Raw genomic sequence first — 25453 nt, forward strand, 5'->3', positions numbered from 1 at the left:
CCCGATGTAAATCGAGGGATTTTTTTTTGGCTTATTCCCTTACATATTTCTTCTGTATTGACCACCCACTTCGTAAAGGGCATTGCTAATCTGGCCTAATGAACATATTTTACACACTTCCATAAGTTGCTCAAAAATATTATCACCTGCTACGGCTGATTTTTGAAGTTGTTTTAACAAATCCGCTGCACGGTCTTCATTACGGTTTTGAAATTGTTGTAATGCAGCAATCTGGTATTGTTTTTCATCCTCCGTTGCACGAATTACCTCTCCTGGAACAATGGTAGGTGAACCATTTTTATTGAGAAAGGTATTTACACCTACTATCGGGTATTCACCTGTATGTTTGAGCGTTTCGTAATACAAACTTTCTTCCTGGATTTTTCCACGTTGATACATCGTCTCCATTGCGCCCAAAACACCACCACGATCGTTGATTCGTTTAAATTCGGATAGAACAGCTTCTTCAACCAGATCAGTCAATGCTTCAATAATGAAAGCACCTTGTAGCGGATTTTCATTTTTAGCCAGACCTAATTCTCTGTTAATGATCAACTGGATGGCCATGGCTCTCCTTACCGATTCTTCCGTTGGGGTGGTGATGGCTTCGTCGTACGCATTAGTATGAAGGGAATTGCAATTGTCGTAGATGGCGTAAAGTGCCTGTAGCGTAGTTCTGATGTCGTTAAAATCGATTTCCTGAGCATGTAATGAACGGCCTGAAGTTTGAATGTGGTATTTAAGCTTTTGCGAGCGGTCGTTTCCTTTGTATTTGTTTTTGATGGCTTTAGCCCAAATTCTTCTGGCTACGCGGCCTATAACGGCGTACTCAGGATCGATACCATTGGAGAAGAAGAAAGACAGGTTAGGCGCAAAGTCATCAATATGCATGCCCCTGCTTAAATAATATTCAACAAAGGTAAATCCATTACTTAAGGTAAATGCCAGCTGAGAAATAGGATTGGCACCCGCTTCTGCAATGTGATAGCCGGAAATAGATACCGAGTAGAAATTTCTCACTTTCTCATCGATAAAGTATTTCTGAATGTCGCCCATCATTCTTAAAGCAAACTCTGTAGAAAAGATACAGGTATTTTGCGCCTGATCTTCTTTTAAAATATCAGCCTGAACCGTTCCCCGTACTGAACTGATGGCTTTAGCTTTAATAGTGGCATAAACATCGGCAGGAAGAACCTGATCGCCAGTGACACCCAAAAGCATTAAACCTAAGCCGTTATTTCCTTCCGGTAATGCGCCATTGTAAGATGGTCTTTCTATATTTTTGACTTTATAGATTGAAACAATTTTAGCCTCTACTTCTTCTGTCAGACCATTTTCAATGATGTATTTTTCGCATTGCTGATCAATCGCCGCATTCATGAAAAAACCTAATAACATTGGTGCCGGGCCATTAATAGTCATTGAAACTGACGTGGAGGGTGCACATAGGTCAAAACCGGAATATAGTTTTTTGGCATCATCCAAAGTGGCGATGCTTACACCGGAATTACCGATTTTACCGTAAATATCGGGGCGGATATGCGGATCTTCTCCATAAAGTGTAACAGAATCAAAAGCGGTAGATAAGCGATGTGCCGGTTGACCTAACGATACATAATGAAAACGTTTATTTGTTCGTTCAGGGCCACCTTCTCCGGCAAACATTCTGGTAGGGTCTTCACCGTCTCTTTTTAAAGGAAAAACGCCTGCCGCATAGGGGAATTCACCCGGAAGGTTTTCGGTTAACAACCATCTTAAAATATCGCCCCAGTCTTCATATCTTGGCAGAGATACTTTTGGGATATTTAGTTTTGAAAGTGATTCGTAAAATAAAGGCTGTTTAATTTCTTTATCGCGGACTTTATAAATGAAAAACTCCTCTTTGTATGCTTTTTTGGTTTCTGGCCATTGGCGCAATAGGCGTTTGCATTCGCCATCTAATTGCTCTTCGAAGAATTCATAGCTTGTCTTTAGTTTTTTGGATATCTCATTCTGAGAATCTTTTTCTAAAGATAGTGGATTAGTCTCACTTAATAAGTCGATTACCCCTTTAAGCTGGTACATTTTACGCGCGATGGTAGCCTGTTTCTCTACCCGATCATTGTATGTTTGGCTTGCCTCTGCAATTTCTGCCAAATACCTGATCCGATCGGGAGGAATAATGTAAATTTTCTCTGACTGATCAGAGGTTAATTCCATTTTGGCCTTAAAATCAGTTCCGGTTTTTAATTTAATCTGATCCATTAAAGCGACGAACAGGTTATTCATTCCCGGATCATTAAATTGGGAAGCCATAGTACCATACACTGGAATTTCATCGTCTTTAGCATCGAAAATGTTATGGTTGCGCTTATATTGTTTACGCACATCCCTTAGTGCATCCAAAGCCCCTCGTTTATCAAATTTGTTAATCGCTACCAGATCAGCAAAATCTAGCATATCGATTTTTTCGAGTTGTGTAGCTGCCCCAAATTCAGGCGTCATCACATACAATGAAACATCACAGTGTTCGGTAATTTCTGTATCCGACTGGCCAATACCAGAGGTTTCTACAATAATCAGATCATAACCTGCAGCCCTACAGATATCGATACTTTCCTGTACGTTTTTTGATAAAGCAAGGTTGGCCTGTCGGGTTGCCAATGAGCGCATGTAAACCCTTGAATTATTAATCGCATTCATTCGGATGCGGTCGCCAAGTAGGGCACCTCCTGTTTTTCTCTTTGAAGGATCGACCGAAATGATAGCCAGGGTTTTATCTTTTAATTCAACCAAAAATCGACGGACCAATTCATCGACCAAGGATGATTTTCCTGCACCACCGGTTCCGGTAATACCTACAACAGGAGCATTGTTATTCTGGGATAAACGCTTTAATTCGTCAACAAATTTTTGAGCAGCTTCAGGATCATTTTCTGCGACAGTAATGGCCCCAGCTATAGCTTTGATATCTTCCGTGGAGATGCTTTTGAGATCATTGCCAATGTCTATTTTGGTTACAAAATCAGTTTGTATCAGCATATCATTAATCATGCCTTGCAGCCCCATTTTACGTCCATCATCAGGAGAGTAGATTCTGGCAATTCCGTAGGCCTGTAATTCTTCTATCTCTGAAGGTAGAATCACGCCGCCGCCACCTGCAAATATTTTAATATGACCCGATCCTCTTTCCTGTAAAAGATCATACATATATTTAAAATACTCAATATGTCCGCCCTGATAGGAGGTCATGGCAATACCTTGTACATCTTCCTGAATGGCACAGTTCACTACCTCATCAACCGAACGGTTGTGGCCAAGATGGATAACCTCAGCTCCTGATGACTGCAGGATACGGCGCATGATGTTAATGGTGGCATCGTGTCCGTCGAAAAGGGACGCAGCGGTTACAAAACGGATTTTATTTTTAGGTTTATAGATTTCTACTGGTTGCATACTATGGGATTTAAAGGACTGGCATGCTCGGGTAACCTATCCTTGTTTCCAAATATATTTGGTATGCAAATGTACTAAATTATGCTGCTTAAAGCATGAATACCCTATACCGTTATGGCTTTTGGTTCAGCTATAAATTTTGTCCAAACTGAAGTAAATAACCATTATTATCATAAATAGCAAACTCTCTCATACCGTAGTCGAAATCTTCCGGCGGATAACAGATTTCACAATGATCTTTTAAACTTTCCCAAAGAACAGTTACTTCATTTGTTTTGATGTAAAGCGAACCGCTCATGATGGATTTATGAATATTGCGATGTTTGTTAGGGGTGCAAAACATGACTTCTATTTCATCTTTTTGCAGGCTTAACCAGCTCAGATCATCAAGTTTTGCTGTACAGTTAAACTTTAAAATTTCTGTATAGAATTTTAATGTCGCAGGCATATCATGCGATTCGAGCATAGGTGTTAGTTTGATAGCGGTGTACGTTGCCATAATCAAAAATAATAAAAAATGCAATTTTTACCATATGAGACATTTGAGACCATATAAGCTTTAGTTCGATTGATAGTTATTTATAATGATCAATTTTTGCTTCTTGCCCAAAGCTATCGTCATGCTGAATTTATTTCAGCATCTTTCCTTAATGAGACCCTGAAATGAATTCAGGGTGACGACGCTAGTTTAAATAAATACCGTTAGAACAAAAAAACTATGCTGGCGGGCATAGTTTTTTTAAAATTATTTGTTGATGATTTCAGTGATCGGTTCACCTACTGTTCCATTCGGGGTTTGGATATGCAGTAGAGCAGCTAATGTTGGTGCAATATCTGTCATGTAATGCGTAGTGTTGGTGGCACCTGGCTTAATTCCCCAACCCATAAATACCAAAGGAATGTGCGAGTCGTAAGGATTCCAGTTACCATGTGTGGTTCCCGTGCTGCCACCATTAAACCAGTTTGGTTGTAAAACATAATAAATATCGCCACTTCTACGGGCATTGTATCCGTTGGTAATCATTTTCTTCTGGATCTCCTGAAGTGTTGCCTGCGATACTTTTGCAATATCTACCGCATTCTGAAAACCATCCTGTCTTTTTAAGAATTCAACCGAGGCGGATTTAATCACATCGAAGCTGATATCTGCTTTGTCTGTCTTGTCATGATCGAAGATGATCTGGTTATTCATCGATTTTAATACGACATTGTCTAACTTAAATTTATCGTTTAAATAGGCATTTAATTTACTTGCAATTTCTCTGTCGCTCACCACACCGGCCGGTAGCTTATTCTCTTGCATAAAGCCAGGTACATGGGCAGCGCCATGGTCGGCCGTTAGAAATACAGTATAATTTCCTTTACCTACCTTTTTATCCAGATAGTTGAAAAACTCTTCGAAATCTTTATCCAGACGCAAGTAAGTATCTTCAGCCTCAATAGAGTTTGGTCCGTAAGCATGACCAATATAGTCGGTAGAAGAACAGCTTACTGCTAAAAAGTCGGTGATGTTGTCTTGCCCCAGGTCTTCGGAAAGAATAGCAAGTTTAGCTAAATCTAAAGTGATGGTATTGCCATAAGGTGTACTTCTGATGGCATCGAAATTTTTATCAATGTTTTGTGTTAGCTGGTGTGGAAATGTACTTGATTTACCTTCATATGCATTTTCATCTTTTGTGCTGTTTACATAGGTATTGATCGGATATAGCGTTTCCCAGTTTTTTGCATAAAACTTGTTCGCGAGTTTCAGTTTGTTATAATCGGCAATCCAGCCCGGAACCTCTTTCATATAATAGGTACTGGTAATCCAGTTTCCAGTACTACCCTGGTACCAATACGCTGCATTTGCGGCGTGGCCAGCCGGAAGGATGGAACCTCTGTCTTTCAAAGAAATACCGATTACTTTCCCTTTAAAGTTTGTAGCCAGTCTTAACTCATCAGTAATTGTTGTGGTGAGCATATTTTTTGGCGACATATTGCCTTCTGATGAAGGTGTACTGCCCACTGTAGAAACCGAAGAATCTTCTGTGCAGTAAACACTTTTTCTGGTTTCAGGATCGTACCAATCATTACCGATAATACCATGAACAGCTGGAACTGAACCCGTGTAGATGCAAGTGTGACCACATGCAGTATATGTCGGTGTATAGGGAATAAAGGTGTTTTCAACAGAAAAACCTTCGTTGATCAGCCTTTTAAAACCACCATTAGTGTAGCGGTTATAATAGCGGTATAAATAATCCCAACGCATTTGGTCGACCACCAAACCTACCACCAATTTTGGACGTGCAACCTCCGCAGGAAATGCTTTGGCAGATGTTGTGTTTGTTTTTTTTGTTTGGGCGGTTGAAAATGAGATCGAAAAAATAGAAACGGTAAAGATTAAACGGAATATTTTATTCATTATGCTTTAGTTAAAGGGCTAAAGTAATGAATTTAGATAAAGCTACTTTGAAGTTAATGTAAAGATTTTATATCGCTTCGGCCACTACAAACGTACTTCCACCAATAAAAACCAGATCTTTAGGGCTTGCCGATTGAATAGCAGTTGCTTTTGCTTCAAGAACTGATGTAAAACTTTTTCCTGTTAAGCCAAATGCGGCAGCCTGTTCTTTTAAGCGATCTGCATCTAAACCGCGTTCTAAAGCGGGTTTGCAAAAATAATAAGTTGCATTTTTTGGCATTAACAACAATACCTTCGAAATGTCTTTATCGTTAACCATGCCGAAAACAATGTGCAGGTTCTGGTAAGGCGTTTGTGCAATATTTTTGATCACCTCAGTAATGCCAGCTTCGTTATGCCCCGTATCGCAGATTACCAAAGGTGTTCTGCTTAAAGTTTGCCAACGTCCCTGTAAACCAGTTTGCTTTTTAACCTGGCTGATGCCTTGATAAACACTTTGCCAATCGGTTTTAATTTCCGTTTTCTCGTTCAGCACAGTCAGGGTTTGGAGAACGGTTAATATATTTTTATGCTGATAAATTCCGGTAAGATCACTTTGAAGATCTTTATATTTGATTTCTCTTCCCAGATAAACGGATACGGAAAGTTTACTGTTTTTGACTTTAAGATCCTGTGTGGTTAGTACCTGGTCGGCAAAAACAATCGGCGCTTGTTCAGTGTTGGCTTTTTTAATAAAGACTGGCGCAGATTCTTCTTGCGTTTCGCCAATCACCACTGGGATACTCTTTTTGATGATGCCTGCTTTTTCTCCTGCAATTTCTGCAAGGGTATTCCCGAGCATATTCATATGATCGAGGCTGATATTGGTGATGACTGAAATTTCCGGGGTGATGATATTGGTAGAATCCAGCCTCCCGCCCAAACCCACTTCAATTACTGCTACATCTACCTGATGTTTTGCAAAATGATCGAACGCCATAGCAACAGTTACTTCAAAAAAGGAAGGTTCGGTTTTTTCGATGAGTTTTTGTTGTTCTTTTACGAATGATACCACTTCAGTTTTGCTGATCATTTTTCCGTTGATGCGTATGCGCTCACGGAAATCTTTTAAATGGGGTGAAGTATACAATCCCGTTTTATATCCCTGGGCCTGTAGCACGGAAGCGAGCATGTGGGATGTTGAACCCTTCCCGTTTGTTCCGGCCACATGGATGCTTTTAAATTTATGTTGAGGATTATCCAGCGCTTCGCAAAGGACGATGGTATTGGTTAAATCTTTTTTGAAAGCTGCTGCGCCAACGCGGGTAAACATCGGAAGTTTACTGTATAAAAAATCAAGCGTTTGTTGGTAGTTCATAATATACGTCAAATATAGGTTGACTAGCGTAATTATGAAATGAAATGAGAAAGATTTTGTTGAAGCAATTTCAAAAGTTTGTTGGTGAAGTCAGATGTTTTCATCTGACTTATGGTTAGATGATACTCATGCAGCATTAATCGTTAAGAAATCCTATCAAGCTTTTGAACAAATAGTCTGTCAGATAGTAATATCTGACAGCATAATAAATTATTTGTTGGTGAAGTCAGATGTTTTCATCTGACTTATGGTTAGATGATACTCATGCATCATTAATCGTTAAGAAATCCTATCAAGCTTTTGAACAAATATAGTCTGTCAGATAGTGATATCTGACAGCACAATAAATTATTTGTAGGTGACGTCAGATGTTGCCATCTGACTTATGGTTTAGATGATACTCATGCATCATTAATCGTTAAGAAATCCTATCAAGCTTTTGAACAAATATAGTCTGTCAGATAGTAATATCTGACAGCACAATAAAAATTATTTAACTTTAAAATTAAACATCACAATTCCGGTTTGTACATCTGGAGCGGATTCCAGTTTGTTTAAACTTGCACCCAATACAGCCTGCTCGCATTTTCTCCAGAGGGCTAAATCAGATAAGGTTGTACCTTTAGCTCCGGCACGTGCCTGTACAACTTTGCCATTTTTGTCTACGCGGATCTGGACGGCAATTTTTCCTGCGCTCTGTCCATCATCCTGTATTCTGGGGATATCGATAAATTTTCTGCTGGCTAAAGATAGCTGTACATTCCCATTTCCGGAACCACCTTCACCATAATTTGATGCTAACGGATCGCCATCTTTATCACCCTGGTTGCCTGGCGTTTTTCCGGTACCGTCTCCTTGCCCCTGACCGGTATTTTTCTTGCCTTTGTAAAGTGCATTTTGGTTAATTACCGGCTTAGCAGGTTTATCTTCTGTAACAGGCGTAGGTGCAGTTGTTGTAGCTTTTGTGGGTTTGGTATTTACGGCAATGGCATCTTCGGTATTCTGTGTTTGCACCTCTTTATCACTGCTTTCGGTAGCGGTATTTGGTGTAACCTTCTCTTCAGGTGTTACCTTTTCAGGTGCTTTACCATTCGCATTTGGATCTGCAGATGGTTCTTCAATGCTGGTATAATCATCACCCATACCTTCTGCCGAAGTTCCGTAATTTACCACCATGCCGCCCATACCTACTTCTTCAGGTGGTTGGAATGAACCAATCACAATAAAAAAGCTGATCAATAACAAAAATCCCATAATACCGCTTGCTATAGCAATGGCCTTTGGATAATTGTTTTCCTCCTGAGGTACGTTTTGTGCTTTGTAGTTCATTATTTTTTAGGTTCAACGGCTACAACAAGTTTCAATTTCAGTTTATTGGCAATATCGTTCACCACAAATCCATCCTGATAAGTTACATTGCGCGATACATATAAAAGTATGGTCATATCTGGTGCCAGCTTTTGATATGATGCCAGGGTAGGCTCTAATTCCTCAATGCTCACCGGTTTCTTTTCAACGAAATATTTTAAATTTTCGTCTATTGTAACGGTAACTGCTTTTTTGGCGGTAGATTGCTGTCCGCTTGATGATTGTGGCAACAATAATTTTACTACTGTAGGATTGACTACTGCAGAGGCTAATAAGAAAAACAGCATCAGGAAGAACATAATATCGTTCAACGCTGAAGTATGTACTTCTACCGATCCTTTTGTTCTTTTGCGTAAATTCATTATTTGCCCGGTTCTTCTAGTAAATCAATAAAGTCAATTGCATCGGTCTCCATTTTAAGAATGATTTTCTCAACCATAATATTTAAGATATGATAGAGTACATAAGCAATAATCCCGATAATTAATCCGGTTGCAGAGGTAATCATTTTGGTATATAAACCACCGGAAATTGTTCCGATTTCGATTGCTCCCTTAATCGATACCTGGTGGAAAATGGTAATTACCCCCACAATTGTACCTACGAAACCGAGCATTGGCGCAATACCTGCAACAATACCCAGGATACTGATGTTCTTCTCTAATTTAGAAACTTCTAATTTGCCCACATTTTCAATTGCGCCTTCAATATCTTTAATCGGGCGGCCAATGCGTTTTAAACCTTTTTGCAACATGCGCGAAAGAGGGGAGTTGTTATTTCTTAAAAGCGACATGGCGCCATCTAAATTTCCGGATTGGATATAAGACCGGGTTTGCACCATAAGGTTAGCCTCATCTTTTGTGGCTTTTTTAATGGTTAAATAACGTTCAACAAAAATAATTAAAGCCAAAAAAGCCAAAAAAGCCAACGGAATCATTACCCATCCGCCTTTAAAAAGCAGATCGATGAAATGGAGTTCTTGCTGTGGTTGTGTTAATGTTTGGTTAATTGCATTTGCTGTGTCTTGCAATGCTTGTGTGGTGTCCTGAATTAATAAAGTTATCATTATGGTTGTGTGTTGTGTTTTTGTTGTACGAAATACCCTTTGCCTTTAAGTTTTTTCTCTAAAATATCTTTTTGCTCTTTAGCCTCTTTTTCTGTGCTGAAGCTTGCTATACTCACCTTTTTTAAACGGCCCGGAACAGATGCTATTTCGGCCTTTAACCCAATTTTTTCCATTTGCTTGATAAAAACAAGCGCCTTTTTTTCTGATTGGAAAGATGCTGCGATAACATAGAACGTAGAAGGACCAGTGTTTGGTACAACTTTGTTTTCTTTAGGCGTTTCGATAGCTGGTTTAGCCACAGGCTTAACCACTTCTTTTTTAACGGTATCTGTTTTTTGCTGAACCTGATTAGCCTTTAATATACTATCGGTTTTGGCTATTGAATCCTGTTTCGCTTTCAAAGTATCCACTGCAACCTTAGGCGAATCGATAATTACTTGTGCAGGTTTCTCAGTACCGGTTGTTTCGCCTGTAAATAACTCGGGCTTAATCAAAAAGGTTATTGCTGCAACCACTAGCAAAGCCACAATTGCAATCGTAATCATTAACCAGGCAGACATACCTTGCCTAGCTTCATTACTGTGTTCGAGCGGGTCATGGCCAAAACGGTTTGGATGTTCAGCATGCTGTTCTTTTATAAAAGCTGGTGCCTCAATTACCGGCTCTTCTTTTTTAACTTCCTCTTCTAAATTAATATATGTTTTTGGCTCATCCGTTTCTGGCCTCAATGAAAAACGGCCCGAATAATCTTGTGGGCGTAGAACCGGTTCAGGGCCTGCTGCTTCTGCATTTTTTTCTGCTTCGGGGGTATGCCCAAAACGGTCAGGATTTTCCTCATGCTGTTCTACTATCGATGCAGGAACACCAACCTGGTTAACGTCTTCAACCGGGCCGGGTACGCCAGTATCTTTTACCTGTTCGGTTTTATTCGTTTGACTATCTTCAACAGCACGGTGCTCAGCAGCAATATTTTCTACCTCTGATTCTGGTGCATGACCGAAACGGTTGGGATGTTCCTCGTGTTGCGCTATAACTGATTCAGGGACCTCTACTTCCCTGCTAATCTTTATCGTTTCTTCTGTTTCAGCAGGTTCTTGCGTTTTACTGGTCTGCCGATCAGCAGCAATATTTTCTACTTCCGATTCTGGAGTATGGCCAAAACGGTTTGGATGTTCTTCATGCTGTTCTTTGATAAATTGAGGCGCTTCAGTAATTGCAGATGTATCTGTTTTTGTATGTTTTAAAGTGTTTTTAAGATCATCCTTAACTTCATCTAATTCGACGTTTTCAATGTTAGGGGCCTGATAAGACTTATTCTCAAAAGGAGATGGTGCAACTGGCGCCTCCGCAATTTCTTCATAAACCTCTTCCTCTTCGTTCTTTGGTAAATCTGTTTTTACCTCTTCAACGATCGTTTCTTCCAGCGGTGGAAGTCCGTAAAATTCCGAACCATAATTCATGTCTTTAACTGGTTCGAAAGCTAAACCTTGTTCAGTAAAAAATAAGCGTCCGGTATTTTTAAGTTCGGCCTCGTGGTCTACTTCAAGTTTTTCATTTACTTCTTCAACAAACTTTGCAATGCGATTGAGGGCATCTTCATTTGTAATATTGGTTTTAGTTGAAATAAAGTTAGCCAAAGCTTCCTGTTCGGTTACTTCTTCGGAAAACCGGAGCGTATAACCTGGAGGCAAAAACGTTTGCTTTTCCTTATCGTATCTTCCAGGGTATTTTTTCTTATAAAAGGTGCCCAAGCCGGTAATACCAACTTCTTTGCGTTGCTGCAAGAGTGCCAACAGGTATGATAAGATATCCATTCGGGTAAAATTAAGCGTTTTAAATTAAAAATTATATTTTACCTTCAAATAGTGTCTTTGGATGCTATTATACATCCTATTTTAAAAGGGGACAGAAACCGGTACAGATTGTTGTTTCAACTATGAAGAAACTACAGTTCTTTAAACGTATAGCTGTATCCGAGCAAAGATAACGGTTACAAAGATAGAAATGGTATGCGAGTAAGCAAATGACAAGATCAATATAATCAGGTTAATGGCCTAATGTTGTGATGTAATGATGATAAAAAAAGCAGGAGAACTGAGGCTATCCTGCTCAAATGTTGTTTGTAGCGGTAAAATTATCCGGTTAAAAATCACGGCGCATACAAATATTAATCATGTAAATCGCATCCTTGCTCAAAAGTATCTCACATGTTTTTTTTCTTTCCGATGATTAATTGCTTTAATAGCCAGGTATATACCCAGGAATAGAAGTAATGCTGAAACAAGCAATCCGGTTGCTACGGGAAGAAACAGGCTGGCGGCAGCAAAAAAATCGGTCCAGTTTATAAGCGGATAATAAAAGTAAGTGAGCATTAAAAAAGCTGCTAAAGTTAAAAAGGAGCAAATGTAAAGGGTTATTACGGTTGTTTTGGTTCTCATATTTTGGTAATGGTTGGAAGTGTTGGGCTTAATCTAAATAAGGGTTTTGCGGAATGTAAACCAGATGGTATCCATTTTTCTTGAGGAGCACTATTGTACACTCATCCGGCAACTGTTTAAAAATAACGGTGGCTAATACCTGCGAGGGCATGGCTTTTATCCTGACGAGAACATCAAGGATAAACTTCTTTAATCTGATAAAGAAAAACTTTTTACTATAGCGTTCAGTTGATACCAGATCTGCTCCTTTAAACCAGTAATTTGGATTAATCTTTTTAAAGCCGATTAGAGGCAGGCCTAAACCAGCTGCTAACTTTTCAAATTCTCTTTCCGAAACCTTATAAACAAAATTTCCGACCGGCTCAAATGAAAAGCGGTTATTCCATAATTTATTTAAAAAATGCGCATTCTGGTTCAGAAGATTGCTTAACATCAATAGCAGTGGCATCTTGAATACCGGATCTTGTGGCTCTATAACGATTACGCCTTGTTTGGCTACCCTGATCATTTCGTACATGGCAGCATAGGGCCTTGGAAAATGGTGATAGGATTCTTTACAAAGTACAAAATCAAAACTATTGTCTTCTTGTGTAAGTTTTTCTGCATTCTCCGCAGCACAGGCATCAATGATCCCTCTTTTTAGTGCAATATTTAGAAAATCTGTATTGAGATCAGTTGCCAATACACTATTGCCTGAGCTGAGGATGTATTGCGCATCAAATCCATAAGCATCACCTATGGTAAGCCAACGTTGTTTCTTTTTTGCTAAAAGCGGATCAATACAGTTAAAGAATAGTTTTTGAAGCCAATAAGCTATATTATTTTTGCCGGTGGCCATGGCTCGTTCATAAAAAACGGTTTTAGCACTTTCAGATGGGAAATGTGTGTTATACCATTCATCATGTCTATTGTAGCTTTCGGTATGGCGCATATAACAGGTTTTATAAACTTATACGAAGGCATTATTATAAACGCTTGGTCGAAAATAAAATAGCGTAGCAAAAAATAAATTAATTTTAACCCAGCGTTTTTCATATTCATCTCGTAATCCTCTTACAACACGATGAAGAAAAACCGCTTACCGAACCAAATGGATGAACCTTTTTTCTAAGCAAGATACTAAACTGATCAAAGGCTGTAAAGCTAATGAGCGGCAAGCACAGGAGAGGCTCTATAAACTTTACTATGCCGATATGCTGCGTATATGTTTCCGTTATTTAAAATCTGATGATTTGGCACAAGATGCACTAAACACCGGTTTTTTGAAGATTTTTCAGCACATCCAAACCTTCGATGCAAAAAAAGGAGAATTTGGAGCCTGGATCAGAACGGTAATGGTGAGATCATGCATCGATATTGGCAGAAGAGAAGCCAGGTTTAATGAAACCGTTAGTCCGGATGAAATAGAAGAAATCTTTATTCAACCCTCAGTATTAGATAAACTTTTTGTTGAGGATCTCCTAAAATTGATACGCTTATTGCCAGCCGCTACGCAGCTGGTTTTTAACCTTTCGGTTATAGATGGCTATTCGCATAAGGAGATAGGGGAACATTTGAATATTACCGAGAGCACCTCAAGGTGGCATCTCTCTGAAGCGAAGAAACAGTTGAGGGAAATGTTAGCGTCCTCAGCCATTGATAAACCAACTGAAAAAACGAAAAAGAAATGAAAAATTCAGCATGGTATCATAAACTCTGGCGCGATAAATTTGATGGTTTGCCTGTCAAGGATGCTGCTGATGCCTCATGGACAGGGATGCAGAAACTGCTCAATGAAAAAATGCCGATCGGTACGGGTGGTAGCCACGGACCACATTTATCAACAGGCACCAAACTATTAAAAGTAGTTAAAATAATAGGATATACCTTCTCTGTAGCTGCTGCAGCCTCCACTGTGGGCTACTTCGCACTTAAAAAATCGGACAATAAGCAGAATGAAATAGAAAAGAAGGTTAAATCGGTCTTTTCGGATTCGATGCTTGTGGATAGCAATAAGGTATTAAATTATAATGAAATAGCTGACAGCACAATAATCAGAGATAGCCTCAATGGCGCAGAGGACTCATTGAATGCAGGTGTGGAGCAAAATAAATTTGTTGGCGATAATGCTTCTGAGCTGGAAAAACCGGCCCGGCAAATGCAGAAAAACGCTTCAACAACCATGAAAGCAAATGCAGTTACTCCTTTAAACAACACATATTTCGTTGCAAAAGAGTCTAATCGAGTCGAATCAATTGAAGATTTAAATAAGATAAGCCTGAAATCCAGTTCAAAAGTGGAAGTCATCAGCAATACTAATCAAAAGGAGAACAGCTTATTTGGGAAAAGCGGCAAATTATTATCGTGGCCAAAGCAATATCAACAAGGAGTTACATCCTATATTGATCTTCCCCTAAAAATTCAGCAAATAGCAATACCGGTAGTTAAAGCTCATGATTTTCAACATTCATCAGGGAATCAAGATGACAGAACACGGCATTACGGTAAAAAAGCTGAACGTATTGCTAATGGTAAAAATCAAAAGGAAACAAATATCAGCTTGCCTAAAATCAGAACGAATAAAACCAAACAAAACGGTTCTATTGATCCAAAGTATAGTTATGGTTTAACGTCCGGCATGAATGTGCAAAAAGGAAATAATAGTTTTTATATAGGTGTATTTGGTTCCTATGCATTCAATAAAAACTGGCAACTTACAGTTGGTTTAAATGCCAACAGTAACCAAAAAATTGCAGGGGAATTCACACATCCGAGTTATTACCGACCAGACTCGGTACCACCGCTTATCATTGCTACAACTCGAAAATTGATTACAATCGATATTCCATTAGCTGCTGCGTATAAGTTATCAAAGCATATCGATTTGAAAGCTGGTCCGATAGTTAGTTTTGTAGGCAGGCAATCTATAGGAATCACCAAATTAAATCCAAGAGTCAATCCGCGTGATACGTTATACCATAGCAAGCAAATCGACTCTATCTTAGTTAATACCAATACCGTAAACAATAGGGTAAACATCGGAATTACAGGGGGCATCAGCATCCATATTAAACGATTTGATGTTAATGGCAGCTACCAATGGTTAACCCCATACAAGCTAAGTAATAGTTTGGGTTCTTTTAAACAGCGCAATCACTTTTTTAGGATTGGGATAGGGTACAGGTTTCGGTAAAGGCACGCTGATGGTTATTTCATATGCTTGCACTGACTATTTCAGAACGACAATAAAAAGTTTACCAGAATACTTTGCCCACGTTTAGAATGAAAACTTGGAATAAACTAACAAAAAATGCCTTCCCGATTTGGAAAAGCATTTTTTGTACGCTTAAATAGCTGCTTAAAAAGAATAAGTCAATCCGCCGAAAATATTAAATCCGTTTGCCTGGTAATATAAATACCTGCTGTAGTTGTTGTTTAAAATATTGTTCGCTTTAGCAAAAACAGAGAATTTTTTATTGATCCTGTAATCTGCACCAAGGCCTAAATCTACATATCCTTTAACGGTCTCAATAAGTTCTATGCCCGGGTTCGGAATTACATATTGTGAAGCAGGAACCGGAGCACCTGTATATACTTTAGCTTTTACATCATCCTGAATGACTACACCAGCATTAAAGCTTAGTTTTTTGTTGAAAGTATACATAAAGTTCGAGCTCACTTTTAAGCCCGGTTTAAACCAAGAGTAGGTTTCAGAAGCCGGCTTCCAATCATCCAGGTTTAATTTTCCGGTCCATTTTAAAGCATCGCTTACCTGAACTGAAATTTCGCCTTCCAGACCAGTTAATTTTGTTTTGCCGAAATCGTAAATGACATCAAACTTATTAAAGTCGGTAAAGTTGTTTACAAACAAAGGCATATCATCAAACTGTTTTACATAGATACGGGCTTTGTAACCAAAACCAGGTCCGCCTGTACCTTTAACACCCGCGCTGAAACTTAATTTTTCTACAGTATTTTTAACCAGGATATTACTGTTTAGCCATGGATTTTCATCGGTAAAGTTTTTTAACGAGTTTCTGTTTACATCTCCTTTAACTTCTCCAAAAACCTGTAAATAATCAGGAATCAGCGTAAAGTCGGCCGTAACTGCAGGGAATACCTTCGTGCTGCTATAGGCACCAAATTCCTGAACGAAATTAACGCCTGCGGTAATTTTAGCCCCCTTAACCTGTAAGCGGATATAAGGGTTTAAACGCAGCAAATTGTTGCCAACACTCGTTAAAGCATCTTTCGTGTTTCCAAATTCAGTTGACGCAGCTAAGCCAAGGTTTAAAGAATTAATACGCTTGTTAACATAACCGTTTAAACTCAGGTAATTTTCTTTAGCGCTAAATTTATCGTTCCAGATATAGCCATTGGCTTTTAAGGCATAGCTAAAAGCATCTTCGTCCTCGGTGAAGTTTTTCACCAATTCGCCTTCTAATTCGATGGTCGTTAATGCCTGTTTATCCGGATTGGGATTTAGCGTAGGCCTGCTGTCGTCGATCCCATAAAAATAAGTGCCGTTACGCTCAAAATTAATGCGCCCACTTACCGTATTCTCATCCAAAATACTGCGACCAAAAACGCTTAACTGTTGGTTGCTACTGTTCTGTTTATTTAACTTTCCTTCCTGACTGAAGTGTTTAAAATAGCCACCGACCTGTAATCCTTCATCTTTGCCAGTGTTGAAATATGCTTCTCCTAAAAGAGTAGCCAAAGAACCAAATCCACCTTTTACATAATTGTTGACTAAAATGCTTTCTTTTTCTTCGGCAAGTGCCTGGGCCTGTAATTTTTGGATATCACTGTTTAGCGCCAGCTTTCTATCCATAATGCTGTAGTTTAATTTAGCCTTATATGTTTTAACGTCATCCAAATTTGGGCTTCGTCTCAACTTTACCGCTTCGGCCAAAATGGGTTTGTATGGGCGCACTACCTCAATCTCTTCATTTACTACGCCTTTTTCCTCCGTTTTTTTATCCTGGGCCTGTGCGGTCATTAAGCCGGCAGCTACAAAAAACAGCGAACTATATATATATTTAATCGATTTCATAATTGCTACTTCTTCTTGTTTAGTTTTTCTAGTTTTTCTTTGGCTGTCGGAATGATATCGTCCTTGCCTTCGTAATTATCAATAATACTGAGAAGTGTACTTTTCGCCTGTAAATTGTCTTTAAGGGCTACATAATTATCAGATAAAAGGATAAAAGCTTTCGCTACCCAATAATCGTAAGCGGCCATATTATTAATCAGGTCAAAACAGGTTTTAGATGAAGTTTTGAAATCACCTTTGTTGTATTCCAATAAAGCTAAATTGTACTTGGCTTCGGCAGCAGCAACAGTTTTGGTTTTGGCCACTACATTCTTAAACTCTTTTATGGCAGTTGTAGTGTCGCCTTTTAGTAAATAAGCTTTACCGGAGTATAAGCCGGAACTGTTTTTTTCTTCTTCCGATGCTTTTTCTGATTCTTTCGTCAGCTGCGCATACTTAAGCATGTCATCAGGCATGTTTAAGGCGGTATAAGCCTTTAACAAGTTATTGATAGCAAAACTATAATGCGATTTATAATCAGTAGTTGTTTCCAGTCTTTTTAGGTAAACAATGGCTTCATTGTATTTTTTCTGGTTTAAAAACAGTTGCGAGATACTTACCAATGAACGTTCTGTATAATCACTTGTCCAGTCGTTTAAGATAAATTCGTAATCAGGAATGGCTTCATCCGGACGACCTAATTTAACCAATGATTCAGCTCTGATAAATTTGGCTTCCTTTTCATGTATCGCTTTAGGGAACTTATCAAAATAAGCATTTATCGCCTGAAAAGCGCCGTTCGCATCTCCTTTTAGATAGGTATTGTTAGCTGCAGCAAATACAATGTTATCCTGCTCTGCGCCAGAGTAATTTCCAAGTGGAGTAGTGGCTGCATACGCAATAAAGCCATCCGCATCACCACGGTCTACATAAATATTTTTAATTGATTCCATTGCCTGTTTAGCTTCATCGGCAGTTGGATAATCACGGATTACTTTTTTAAACGATTCTAAAGCAGCATCATCCTGATCCTGATTATATTGAACCAGACCAATGGTAACCAGTGCTTTAGCTACGTAGCTGCTTCGTGGATATTTGGCAACCAAAGCTACAAGGTCAGATTTGGATTTATCAAAATCACCTTTATTGAAATAGGTATAGGCTGTTTCGAAACCGGCATCATCCGCGTAGTTTGAGTTTGGAAAAGCCTTCAATAAGTTTTGCATGGTTGCAATTTTCGCATCATACTGATTTTCCAATCCCTGGATCATTCCTTTCTGGAAAGTAGCATAATCCTCGGAAGTGGTATGTCTGTTGATGATCTTATTGTAATTCGCCATCGCGTCACCATAATTCTTATTAACGAAATACGAATCGGCTAACCGGATAGTGGCATCATCAATGGTTTTTTGATCTTTATCGTTGCCTGCAAGGAATTTTTCGAAATAATTGGCCGCCTTGCTGTATTTTTCATCTTCAAAAGCTGCATAAGCTAAAGCATAGTTGGCAAAATTGTATACACCTGTCTTATCGGCATCCGGCATTTTCAGGAATTTCTCGAAAGTGCTAACTGCTTCTCCATACTTACGCAGTTCGTACATCGATTCTGCTTTCCAATACGTGTTTAAAGCATAAATCTCATTGTCTTCCGGAAATTTGTCGGAGCGTAAAAACATGGATAAGGCATTTGGGAAAGCCCTTTCGTTGTAAAATTCCAATCCTCTGAAGTAAGTAACCTTTTGATAGGCTTCTTTAGCCTCCAGGTTTTTATCAGGAATAGGTTCTAAAATATCTACAGCGGCCTGATAATTTTTAGTGGTTAATAAAACCTCGCCCAATAAAGTTTTCGCTTCGTTTATTTTACGCGATTTTGGAAACGTTTTTAAGAAACCCTGGGTAGCTTCCAGGGCCTGCTGGTGAAATTCTAACTCATAGCTTAATTTAGCGTAGTTTAACCAGGCTTCTTCCTGTATACTTTTATCGAAACTCAAGCGTGAAGCCCTGAAAAAGGCACTTTGTGCTTTCTGTTTATTTCCCAGCTGGATAAAAGCCTTACCTAACGTATGCATACCGTTTTGCAGGTAAATATCATCGTTATTCAGTTTTTCTAAAACGGTAACCGCTTCTTTGTACTTTTTATTCTGGAACAAACTGTATCCATATTGATAAATAAAAAGGTTGTTTTTGGTTTCGCTTTTATCTTTTGCATAATATTCTGCAAAATATTTTTCCGCATTTTTGAATTCAGATTTTGCAAAGTAAGATGCCGCAACCAGGCTCAGCATCTCTGGTTCAAACTGTTGTTTTGTTTTTTGAATGGCTGCCAGCGCATAGCTGATCACATCATCATAACGCTCATCCAGGTAGTACATCGATGTGATATAATATGGATAACTCGCCTCATAGGTAGGTGAGCCCTTCAGCTTTTCGAAGTTGGCCAATGCCGTTTTATACTCTTTATTTAAGTAATTGATGTAGGCGAAGTAGTAAGTGGCACTTTCCTGAAAATCACCTTCTTCTTTTTTTACTTTTTCGAATAAAGGCTCTGCCTTATCGTAGTCTTTAAGTTCGAAATAGGCATAACCCTGCTTAAACTGGTATTCATTTCTTTGTTTGCCCGAAAGAGTAGAAGGGTCGGTTTTTTCGAACCACTCTAATGCTTTTTTGTAGTTTTTTTGATTGAAATAAGTTTTTCCAACGTAGAAATAAGCCAGTTTGGTATTCGGATTTAACGGATAATCGCGGATGAATGCCTGAAACAGACTCTCGGCATCGGCATTGGTCAGTTCCAATGCACAAACAGCTGCATAAAACTTTGCGTTTTCCTTAAGTAACGACAGTTCGGCATTGCTTTCTGTCTGGGTAGAAGGTTTATAACGTTGCAGCTCAACGAGTTTAAATTGTTGCGCAGCTGCCGTATATTTTTCTTTGTCTAATAATTCTAAGCCCGTTTGATAGTTTTTGTTGAGGTTTTGCACTGCACTAACTTGCGCATAAGTGCTAAAACTTCCTGCTAAAATTAGCGGAATTAGTAAGTATTTTTTCTGCATCGGTTTCAAATATGGTTGGTACTAAATTAGAAATAGTATCAGAGCTTATCAACAGAAGTAATTAACATCTGTTAATAACACAAATTAACGACGGGATTCTTGGTTTGGTATTAAAGGGCGATCGAATGTGGAAAAGTTAGGTTCAATGGTCGTCAGTCCATTCGTCATTGATATCGCCAAATCCTGTATTGGTTCAGTGGCCGATTGGCATTGGTTTATTGTTGTTACCATCAAATCTGTGTAGAAATCGCGTGGATGGTTAATTGGTTAGTTGTTTAAATCTGTTAATTGCAGGAAAAATAGACTCCCGACTCAGGACTCCAAACTAACAACTCCAAACTCCAAACTAATTATCCCTGACTGGCTAGCAGATACAACACGGCCATTCGGACGGCCACTCCATTCTCTACCTGTTCCAAAATAATCGATTGTTTACTGTCGGCCACATCGCTGGTGATTTCCACACCTCTGTTTATCGGACCAGGGTGCATTACGATGATTTCTTTATCAAGGTTATCTAAGATCTGTTTATTTAAGCCATACATCATGGCATACTCTCTTAAAGATGGAAAATATTTTATATCCTGACGCTCCAGCTGGATACGCAACATGTTGGCCACATCACACCAGTTCAGTGCTTTAATCAGATTATGTTCAACTTTTACCCCAAGTTGATGGATATGTTTGGGGATTAAGGTGGTAGGGCCACAAACCATCACCTGTGCACCTAAGCGCTGCAGGCAAAGAATGTTGGATATCGCAACACGAGAGTGCAGAATATCCCCTACGATAACCACTTTTTTACCAGCCACATCGCCCAATTTCTGGCGGATGGAGAAGGCGTCGAGTAAGGCTTGGGTCGGGTGTTCATGCGCGCCATCTCCTGCATTTACAATCTGGGCTTTTACATGTTTACTTAAAAACTGGCCTGCCCCGGCATAAGGATGACGCATCACTACCATATCAACTTTCATTGATAAGATATTATTTACCGTATCTATGAGGGTTTCTCCTTTACTTACCGATGATGAGGAGGCTGCAAAATTAATCACATCAGCCGAAAGTCTTTTTTCAGCAAGTTCGAAAGAAAGTTTGGTGCGGGTAGAGTTTTCGAAAAAGATATTGGCAATCGTAATATCACGAAGTGAAGGAACCTTTTTGATCGGGCGGTTAATCACTTCCTTGAAATTATCTGCAGTTTCGAAAATCAGTTCGATATCATTCCGGTTAATATCTTTAATGCCTAAAAGATTTCGGGTTGATAATTTTTCTGCTGCCATTTTTTATTTATTGTTTTTCTCTGTTTTATTATTTGGTTTTAATTGTCAGATAGCGCTTCCATGTCAAATATTCCTATTGTAAGGTATCTAGGCTCATTTTGGCAGGGGCGGTTCTGATATTAAAATCACTTTATCTTCACTTCCTTCGCTGGCCCAGGTTACTTTTACCTGTTGTGAGTTTAAGCTATCTACCTGATGACCAATATAATCAGGTTCTATAGGTAAGTGCCTGCTAAACCTCCGGTCTATTAAAACCAAGAGCTCCACTTTTTCAGGGCGGCCATAAGCAAGCAGGGCGTCGAGCGCTGCCCTAATGGTTCTGCCTGTCCAAAGTACATCATCAATCAGGATTACTTTTTTGCCTTCAATAATGAAATCCATCGAGTTGCTGCTCGCGGTAACCAATCCGTCTTTTCGTCGGAAATCATCTCTAAAGAAAGTAATGTCAAGGTTTCCCTTTAAAATTTTCTTGTTTTTTAAGATCTGTTGAAGATCCTGATGAATGCGGTCAGCCAAAAAGATACCTCTTGGCTGGATGCCAATTAAAACGGTATTTGCGAAATCGTCGTGGTTTTCAATTAATTGATGGCAGAGCCTCTTAATTGTAATCTGAATTTTTTGTCCGTCAAGAAGTGTTTTCTTTTGCATTGAAGAAGGATTGGGCAAATATATAAAAATGTTTTAAGCTAAGAAAGTTGACATTGATTGTTTTAACGATTCTGCTGCTAAATTGTTCGTTATCAAAAAGTAAAAGGGAAAAAATAATTTTATGTGGATGGAAATGGTAAATTACAAAAATGGTGAAGTTAGTCCGACAGGAGTAATTCGACTTAAGTTTTAAACTTTCTGCTTTTCGCTTAAATTTTGATCGGAGTTATGGCTGTTTTTACATTTAAAACATTATTTTTATAGTCTATGATCCGGCAACCTGTAATCTTTTTTGATGGCGTTTGTAACTTGTGCAATTCATCTGTACAGTTTGTTATCGCGCATGATCAAAAGAACCAATTTAAATTTTCGGCGTTACAGGGTGATTATGCCAAAGAAATGCTGCCAAAATTTAATGCAGATCCGGAAAAGTTGAATACCATTCTATTGCTGGAGGATGAAAAGCTCTATACCAAATCATCAGCGGCACTGCGCGTGGCCCGAAAACTGAATGGATTAATTCCGTTGCTTTATACATTTATAATCGTTCCCAAATTCATTCGTGATTGGGTTTACGACAGGATAGCTAAAAACCGTTACAAGTGGTGGGGTAAGCAGGAGAGTTGTTGGGTGCCAACGCCCGAATTGAAAGGTAAGTTTATTGCTTAATTTGATTGATCGTTTTTTTCTTTCCACGCGGCGACCACAGCCACAGCGATAACACAATCAGTGGGATACAGATGCTTAACGAAATGACAATAAGGATCGGGCGCTGTTTAACCATATCTGCTTCCTGAGAAAGGAAAACATATATTGCTTCTTTAATGGCAAATAGGGTAATGATGGTACAAAGGACAGCAAATAGTTTACGCATAATTTTGTTTTGAATGCAAAGATTGCATAAATTTTTAGAAACAGGAAAGATGCTGGCCTAAATCAGCATGACTGAACAGTCAACAAAAAAAGTCAGCCGGATTACTCCAGACTGACCTGTGTTTACCAAATATACAAAACTTACTCGGCTGTTTTAACCGGAGTTAAATTTTCTAATTCTTCTTCAGAGAATAACCGGTAATGTATTTTGAAGGTTTTCTGCATTGGAGTTTCTAAAGAAAAACCACCTACGCCGAAACCATCGAGCACATCTAACGTAAAGTGCGAAAATTTCCAGTATTCAAAAAGATCCCTGTCTACCCAAAATTCGCAGCCTTCTACTTCACCCAAACAAACATCGCGCATCCGAAGGTAATAACCACCTTTTTCAAAACATTGCGGCTGTGTGCCTTCGCAACATCCGCCGGCCTGGTAAAACATGAGTTCACCATGCTTTTCTTTAAGAACCGCAATCAATTCTTTTGCTTTTTCTGTACTGTCTATTCGGGCTACCATGATGTTAATTTTAATAATGGATTTTCAGAAGAAAAGATTTTTTAAGGTTGACGGTTCATGATTAGTTAGTTGATAGCCGTGGTGCTTATCGCATGTCTTTTAATTTACAAGCCATTGTAATAAACGGTAGGCTGTTCACTATGAACTACCAGGCTATAGCCATACAAAATGGTCAGCTATGAAGTAACAAACCATCCACTATGATCCAATTAAAAGAAACCCAATTTGTTTTTATCGTAAGAAATCAACATGTTTTTAGTCTGGCGATAATGACCCAACATCATTTTATGATTTTCCCTGCCTACACCTGATTGTTTGTAGCCACCAAAAGGAGCACCTGCAGGGTAAGCATGATATTGATTTACCCAAACACGACCTGCCTGAATGGCTCTTGGTACCTGGTAAAGTTCATGAGCATCGCGTGTCCATACCCCTGCGCCTAAACCATATAAAGTATCGTTTGCAATCTCAATGGCTTCTTCAACGGTTTTAAAGGTCGTTACCGCCAACACCGGACCAAAGATCTCTTCCTGGAAAATCCGCATTTTATTATGCCCCTTAAAAATCGTTGGTTTTATATAATAACCGCCACCCAGTTCGCCAGGTAGTTCATTTACCCCTCCACCAGTTAATACTTCTGCACCTTCTTCTTTACCTAATTTGATGTACTGCGCAATTTTTTCATATTGGATTTTCGAAGCCTGCGCCCCCATCATCACCGTTCTATCCAGCGGATTACCAATTTTTATTGCTTCGGTTCTTTCGATTACTTTTGCGATAAATTTTTCGTAAATATCTTCCTGAATTAATAAACGCGAGGGACAGGTGCAAATTTCGCCCTGATTTAAGGCAAACATCACTGCACCTTCCACTGCCTTATCTAGAAAAGCATCATCTTCTGCCATTACCGAGCTAAAAAAGATATTTGGCGATTTTCCACCAAGTTCAAGGGTAACAGGGATGATATTTTCAGTAGCATATTGCATCACCAATCTTCCGGTAGGGGTAGAACCTGTAAATGCTGCTTTTGAAATTTTAGGATTAGTAACCAATGCCCGGCCAAGTTCTGATCCGAAGCCATTTACCACGTTAACCACACCCGGAGGTAGTAAATCACCGATTAACTCCATTAAAACCATAATCGAAACAGGTGTGCTTTCTGCAGGTTTTAATACCACACAGTTACCTGCCGCCAGCGCAGGGGCCAGTTTCCAGATACCCATTAACAAAGGGAAGTTCCAGGGAATAATTTGTGCCACTACGCCAATCGGCTCATGTACGATTAAGGAAACTGTATTTTGATCAAGTTCTGACAACGAACCCTCTTCTGCACGGATCACACCGGCAAAATACCTAAAATGGTCTATGCCAAGTGGTAAATCAGCAGCTAAAGTTTCCCTAACCGCTTTTCCATTGTCGATGGTTTCGACAGTGGCCAGGTATTCGAGGTTATCCTCCATCCTTTGTGCAATCTTATTTAAGATAATGCTTCTTTCGGTAGAAGAGGTTTTGCTCCAGGTTTTAAAAGCCTCATGCGCAGCATCAACGGCTAATTCTAAATCTTCTTTCGTAGAATGGGCCGCCTTGGTAAAAACCTGACCGTCAATCGGCGATATATTATCAAAATACGCACCTTTAACCGGTGCTACAAATTTTCCCCCTATATAGTTATCATATTGGGATTTGAATGAAGGTTTCTCAATTAAATTTTCCATAATTATTATTGATAATTAAATTTTAAAAACCATTCTGAGCGGGTTTGATATAGGGTTTTTAATGGTATGGCTCATCATGATTTTACGGTAATAAGATTTGGCTGATACAAACCTAATGGCAAATTGGGTGGTACAGATAGGATAATCGAATCAATTGATAGCATTATTGTTTCAGGTTTTGTAACCATTTTATAACCCGACCTGCTTTACGGGGCAGCCAGTGGAAATGATGCTATATTGCCGGATAACAGGGCTTTCGGATGACCGTTTGAAAAGTTGGAAATCATTA

19 protein-coding genes are annotated in these 25453 nt (G+C 39.1%); 3 read left to right on the forward strand and 16 right to left on the reverse strand.

Annotated elements, in window-relative coordinates:
* Positions 1–39 precede the first annotated feature (39 nt).
* From DV942_RS19920 to DV942_RS19960, 9 genes are all read right to left on the reverse strand, one after another.
* The gene (locus DV942_RS19920) at positions 40–3435 is read right to left on the reverse strand and encodes a methylmalonyl-CoA mutase family protein (RefSeq protein ID WP_145860444.1); all 3396 of its coding nucleotides are present in this window, start codon (positions 3433–3435) and stop codon (positions 40–42) included.
* 130 nt (positions 3436–3565) lie between these two features.
* A complete protein-coding gene (locus DV942_RS19925; protein WP_222431127.1) occupies positions 3566–3934 on the reverse strand; it encodes a VOC family protein in 369 nt (122 codons plus the stop codon).
* Positions 3935–4180: 246 nt separating this feature from the next.
* Positions 4181–5839, reverse strand: coding sequence for an alkaline phosphatase PafA (gene pafA, locus DV942_RS19930; RefSeq protein WP_145860447.1), 1659 nt, complete (start codon positions 5837–5839; stop codon positions 4181–4183).
* A gap of 67 nt (positions 5840–5906) precedes the next feature.
* On the reverse strand, positions 5907–7196 hold the full coding sequence (locus DV942_RS19935; protein WP_145860449.1) for a bifunctional folylpolyglutamate synthase/dihydrofolate synthase: 1290 nt from the start codon (positions 7194–7196) through the stop codon (positions 5907–5909).
* Positions 7197–7685: 489 nt separating this feature from the next.
* Positions 7686–8525 carry an energy transducer TonB gene (locus DV942_RS19940; RefSeq protein WP_090985324.1) on the reverse strand — a complete coding sequence of 280 codons (840 nt, stop codon included), beginning with the start codon at positions 8523–8525 and terminating at the stop codon, positions 7686–7688.
* Positions 8525–8926, reverse strand: a complete 402-nt coding sequence (locus tag DV942_RS19945; protein WP_025144642.1) for an ExbD/TolR family protein — start codon at positions 8924–8926, stop codon at positions 8525–8527. The genes DV942_RS19940 and DV942_RS19945 overlap by 1 nt, the downstream gene beginning before the upstream one ends.
* Positions 8926–9630, reverse strand: a complete 705-nt coding sequence (locus DV942_RS19950; protein ID WP_145860450.1) for a MotA/TolQ/ExbB proton channel family protein — start codon at positions 9628–9630, stop codon at positions 8926–8928. The genes DV942_RS19945 and DV942_RS19950 overlap by 1 nt, the downstream gene beginning before the upstream one ends.
* Positions 9630–11444, reverse strand: a complete 1815-nt coding sequence (locus DV942_RS19955; protein ID WP_145860452.1) for an HU domain-containing protein — start codon at positions 11442–11444, stop codon at positions 9630–9632. Before DV942_RS19955 ends, DV942_RS19950 begins: the two co-directional genes overlap by 1 nt.
* 652 nt (positions 11445–12096) lie before the next feature.
* A complete protein-coding gene (locus DV942_RS19960) occupies positions 12097–12999 on the reverse strand; it encodes a class I SAM-dependent methyltransferase (RefSeq protein ID WP_145860454.1) in 903 nt (300 codons plus the stop codon).
* Between the two features lie 163 nt (positions 13000–13162).
* Between DV942_RS19960 and DV942_RS19965 the strand changes: the two genes are divergently transcribed.
* Both DV942_RS19965 and DV942_RS19970 read left to right on the forward strand, forming a co-directional pair.
* On the forward strand, positions 13163–13738 hold the full coding sequence (locus DV942_RS19965; RefSeq protein WP_145860456.1) for an RNA polymerase sigma factor: 576 nt from the start codon (positions 13163–13165) through the stop codon (positions 13736–13738).
* Positions 13735–15240, forward strand: a complete 1506-nt coding sequence (locus tag DV942_RS19970; protein WP_145860458.1) for an outer membrane beta-barrel protein — start codon at positions 13735–13737, stop codon at positions 15238–15240. Before DV942_RS19965 ends, DV942_RS19970 begins: the two co-directional genes overlap by 4 nt.
* Positions 15241–15405: 165 nt before the next feature.
* On the opposite strand, the gene DV942_RS19975 is transcribed toward DV942_RS19970, so the two are convergent.
* The 4 genes from DV942_RS19975 to pyrR all read right to left on the reverse strand — a co-directional run bounded on the left by DV942_RS19975 (position 15406) and on the right by pyrR (position 22060).
* A complete protein-coding gene (locus DV942_RS19975; protein WP_145860460.1) occupies positions 15406–17103 on the reverse strand; it encodes a porin family protein in 1698 nt (565 codons plus the stop codon).
* Positions 17104–17108: 5 nt separating this feature from the next.
* Positions 17109–20132, reverse strand: coding sequence for a tetratricopeptide repeat protein (locus tag DV942_RS19980; RefSeq protein ID WP_134204824.1), 3024 nt, complete (start codon positions 20130–20132; stop codon positions 17109–17111).
* A 350-nt stretch (positions 20133–20482) separates the two neighbouring features.
* A complete protein-coding gene (locus DV942_RS19985; protein ID WP_145860462.1) occupies positions 20483–21412 on the reverse strand; it encodes an aspartate carbamoyltransferase catalytic subunit in 930 nt (309 codons plus the stop codon).
* A 93-nt stretch (positions 21413–21505) separates the two neighbouring features.
* Positions 21506–22060: a bifunctional pyr operon transcriptional regulator/uracil phosphoribosyltransferase PyrR gene (gene pyrR, locus DV942_RS19990; protein WP_090985290.1), complete on the reverse strand. Its 555-nt coding sequence runs from the start codon at positions 22058–22060 to the stop codon at positions 21506–21508.
* Positions 22061–22327: 267 nt separating this feature from the next.
* On the opposite strand from pyrR, the gene DV942_RS19995 reads away from it, so the two are divergent.
* Entirely contained in the window at positions 22328–22729 is a 402-nt protein-coding gene (locus DV942_RS19995) for a thiol-disulfide oxidoreductase DCC family protein (RefSeq protein ID WP_145860466.1), read from the forward strand.
* Here DV942_RS19995 and DV942_RS20000 read toward each other — a convergent pair.
* From DV942_RS20000 to DV942_RS20010, 3 genes are all read right to left on the reverse strand, one after another.
* Positions 22719–22934 carry a hypothetical protein gene (locus DV942_RS20000; protein ID WP_145860468.1) on the reverse strand — a complete coding sequence of 72 codons (216 nt, stop codon included), beginning with the start codon at positions 22932–22934 and terminating at the stop codon, positions 22719–22721. The genes DV942_RS19995 and DV942_RS20000 overlap by 11 nt on opposite strands.
* Before the next feature lie 140 nt (positions 22935–23074).
* Positions 23075–23449 carry a DUF779 domain-containing protein gene (locus tag DV942_RS20005; protein WP_145860470.1) on the reverse strand — a complete coding sequence of 125 codons (375 nt, stop codon included), beginning with the start codon at positions 23447–23449 and terminating at the stop codon, positions 23075–23077.
* Positions 23450–23658: 209 nt separating this feature from the next.
* Complete coding sequence (locus DV942_RS20010) at positions 23659–25164, reverse strand: aldehyde dehydrogenase family protein (RefSeq protein WP_145860472.1); 1506 nt, start codon at positions 25162–25164, stop codon at positions 23659–23661.
* Positions 25165–25453 lie beyond the last annotated feature (289 nt).

Source organism: Pedobacter suwonensis (assembly GCF_007833675.1).
GTDB lineage: Bacteria > Bacteroidota > Bacteroidia > Sphingobacteriales > Sphingobacteriaceae > Pedobacter > Pedobacter suwonensis.

Coding starts and splice junctions, on each gene's coding strand:
- DV942_RS19920 (WP_145860444.1), bottom strand. CDS start 3,435: ATGCAACCAGTAGAAATCTATAAACCTAAAAATAAAATCCGTTTTGTA.
- DV942_RS19925 (WP_222431127.1), bottom strand. CDS start 3,934: ATGGCAACGTACACCGCTATCAAACTAACACCTATGCTCGAATCGCAT.
- pafA (WP_145860447.1), bottom strand. CDS start 5,839: ATGAATAAAATATTCCGTTTAATCTTTACCGTTTCTATTTTTTCGATC.
- DV942_RS19935 (WP_145860449.1), bottom strand. CDS start 7,196: ATGAACTACCAACAAACGCTTGATTTTTTATACAGTAAACTTCCGATG.
- DV942_RS19940 (WP_090985324.1), bottom strand. CDS start 8,525: ATGAACTACAAAGCACAAAACGTACCTCAGGAGGAAAACAATTATCCA.
- DV942_RS19945 (WP_025144642.1), bottom strand. CDS start 8,926: ATGAATTTACGCAAAAGAACAAAAGGATCGGTAGAAGTACATACTTCA.
- DV942_RS19950 (WP_145860450.1), bottom strand. CDS start 9,630: ATGATAACTTTATTAATTCAGGACACCACACAAGCATTGCAAGACACA.
- DV942_RS19955 (WP_145860452.1), bottom strand. CDS start 11,444: ATGGATATCTTATCATACCTGTTGGCACTCTTGCAGCAACGCAAAGAA.
- DV942_RS19960 (WP_145860454.1), bottom strand. CDS start 12,999: ATGCGCCATACCGAAAGCTACAATAGACATGATGAATGGTATAACACA.
- DV942_RS19965 (WP_145860456.1), top strand. CDS start 13,163: ATGAACCTTTTTTCTAAGCAAGATACTAAACTGATCAAAGGCTGTAAA.
- DV942_RS19970 (WP_145860458.1), top strand. CDS start 13,735: ATGAAAAATTCAGCATGGTATCATAAACTCTGGCGCGATAAATTTGAT.
- DV942_RS19975 (WP_145860460.1), bottom strand. CDS start 17,103: ATGAAATCGATTAAATATATATATAGTTCGCTGTTTTTTGTAGCTGCC.
- DV942_RS19980 (WP_134204824.1), bottom strand. CDS start 20,132: ATGCAGAAAAAATACTTACTAATTCCGCTAATTTTAGCAGGAAGTTTT.
- DV942_RS19985 (WP_145860462.1), bottom strand. CDS start 21,412: ATGGCAGCAGAAAAATTATCAACCCGAAATCTTTTAGGCATTAAAGAT.
- pyrR (WP_090985290.1), bottom strand. CDS start 22,060: ATGCAAAAGAAAACACTTCTTGACGGACAAAAAATTCAGATTACAATT.
- DV942_RS19995 (WP_145860466.1), top strand. CDS start 22,328: ATGATCCGGCAACCTGTAATCTTTTTTGATGGCGTTTGTAACTTGTGC.
- DV942_RS20000 (WP_145860468.1), bottom strand. CDS start 22,934: ATGCGTAAACTATTTGCTGTCCTTTGTACCATCATTACCCTATTTGCC.
- DV942_RS20005 (WP_145860470.1), bottom strand. CDS start 23,449: ATGGTAGCCCGAATAGACAGTACAGAAAAAGCAAAAGAATTGATTGCG.
- DV942_RS20010 (WP_145860472.1), bottom strand. CDS start 25,164: ATGGAAAATTTAATTGAGAAACCTTCATTCAAATCCCAATATGATAAC.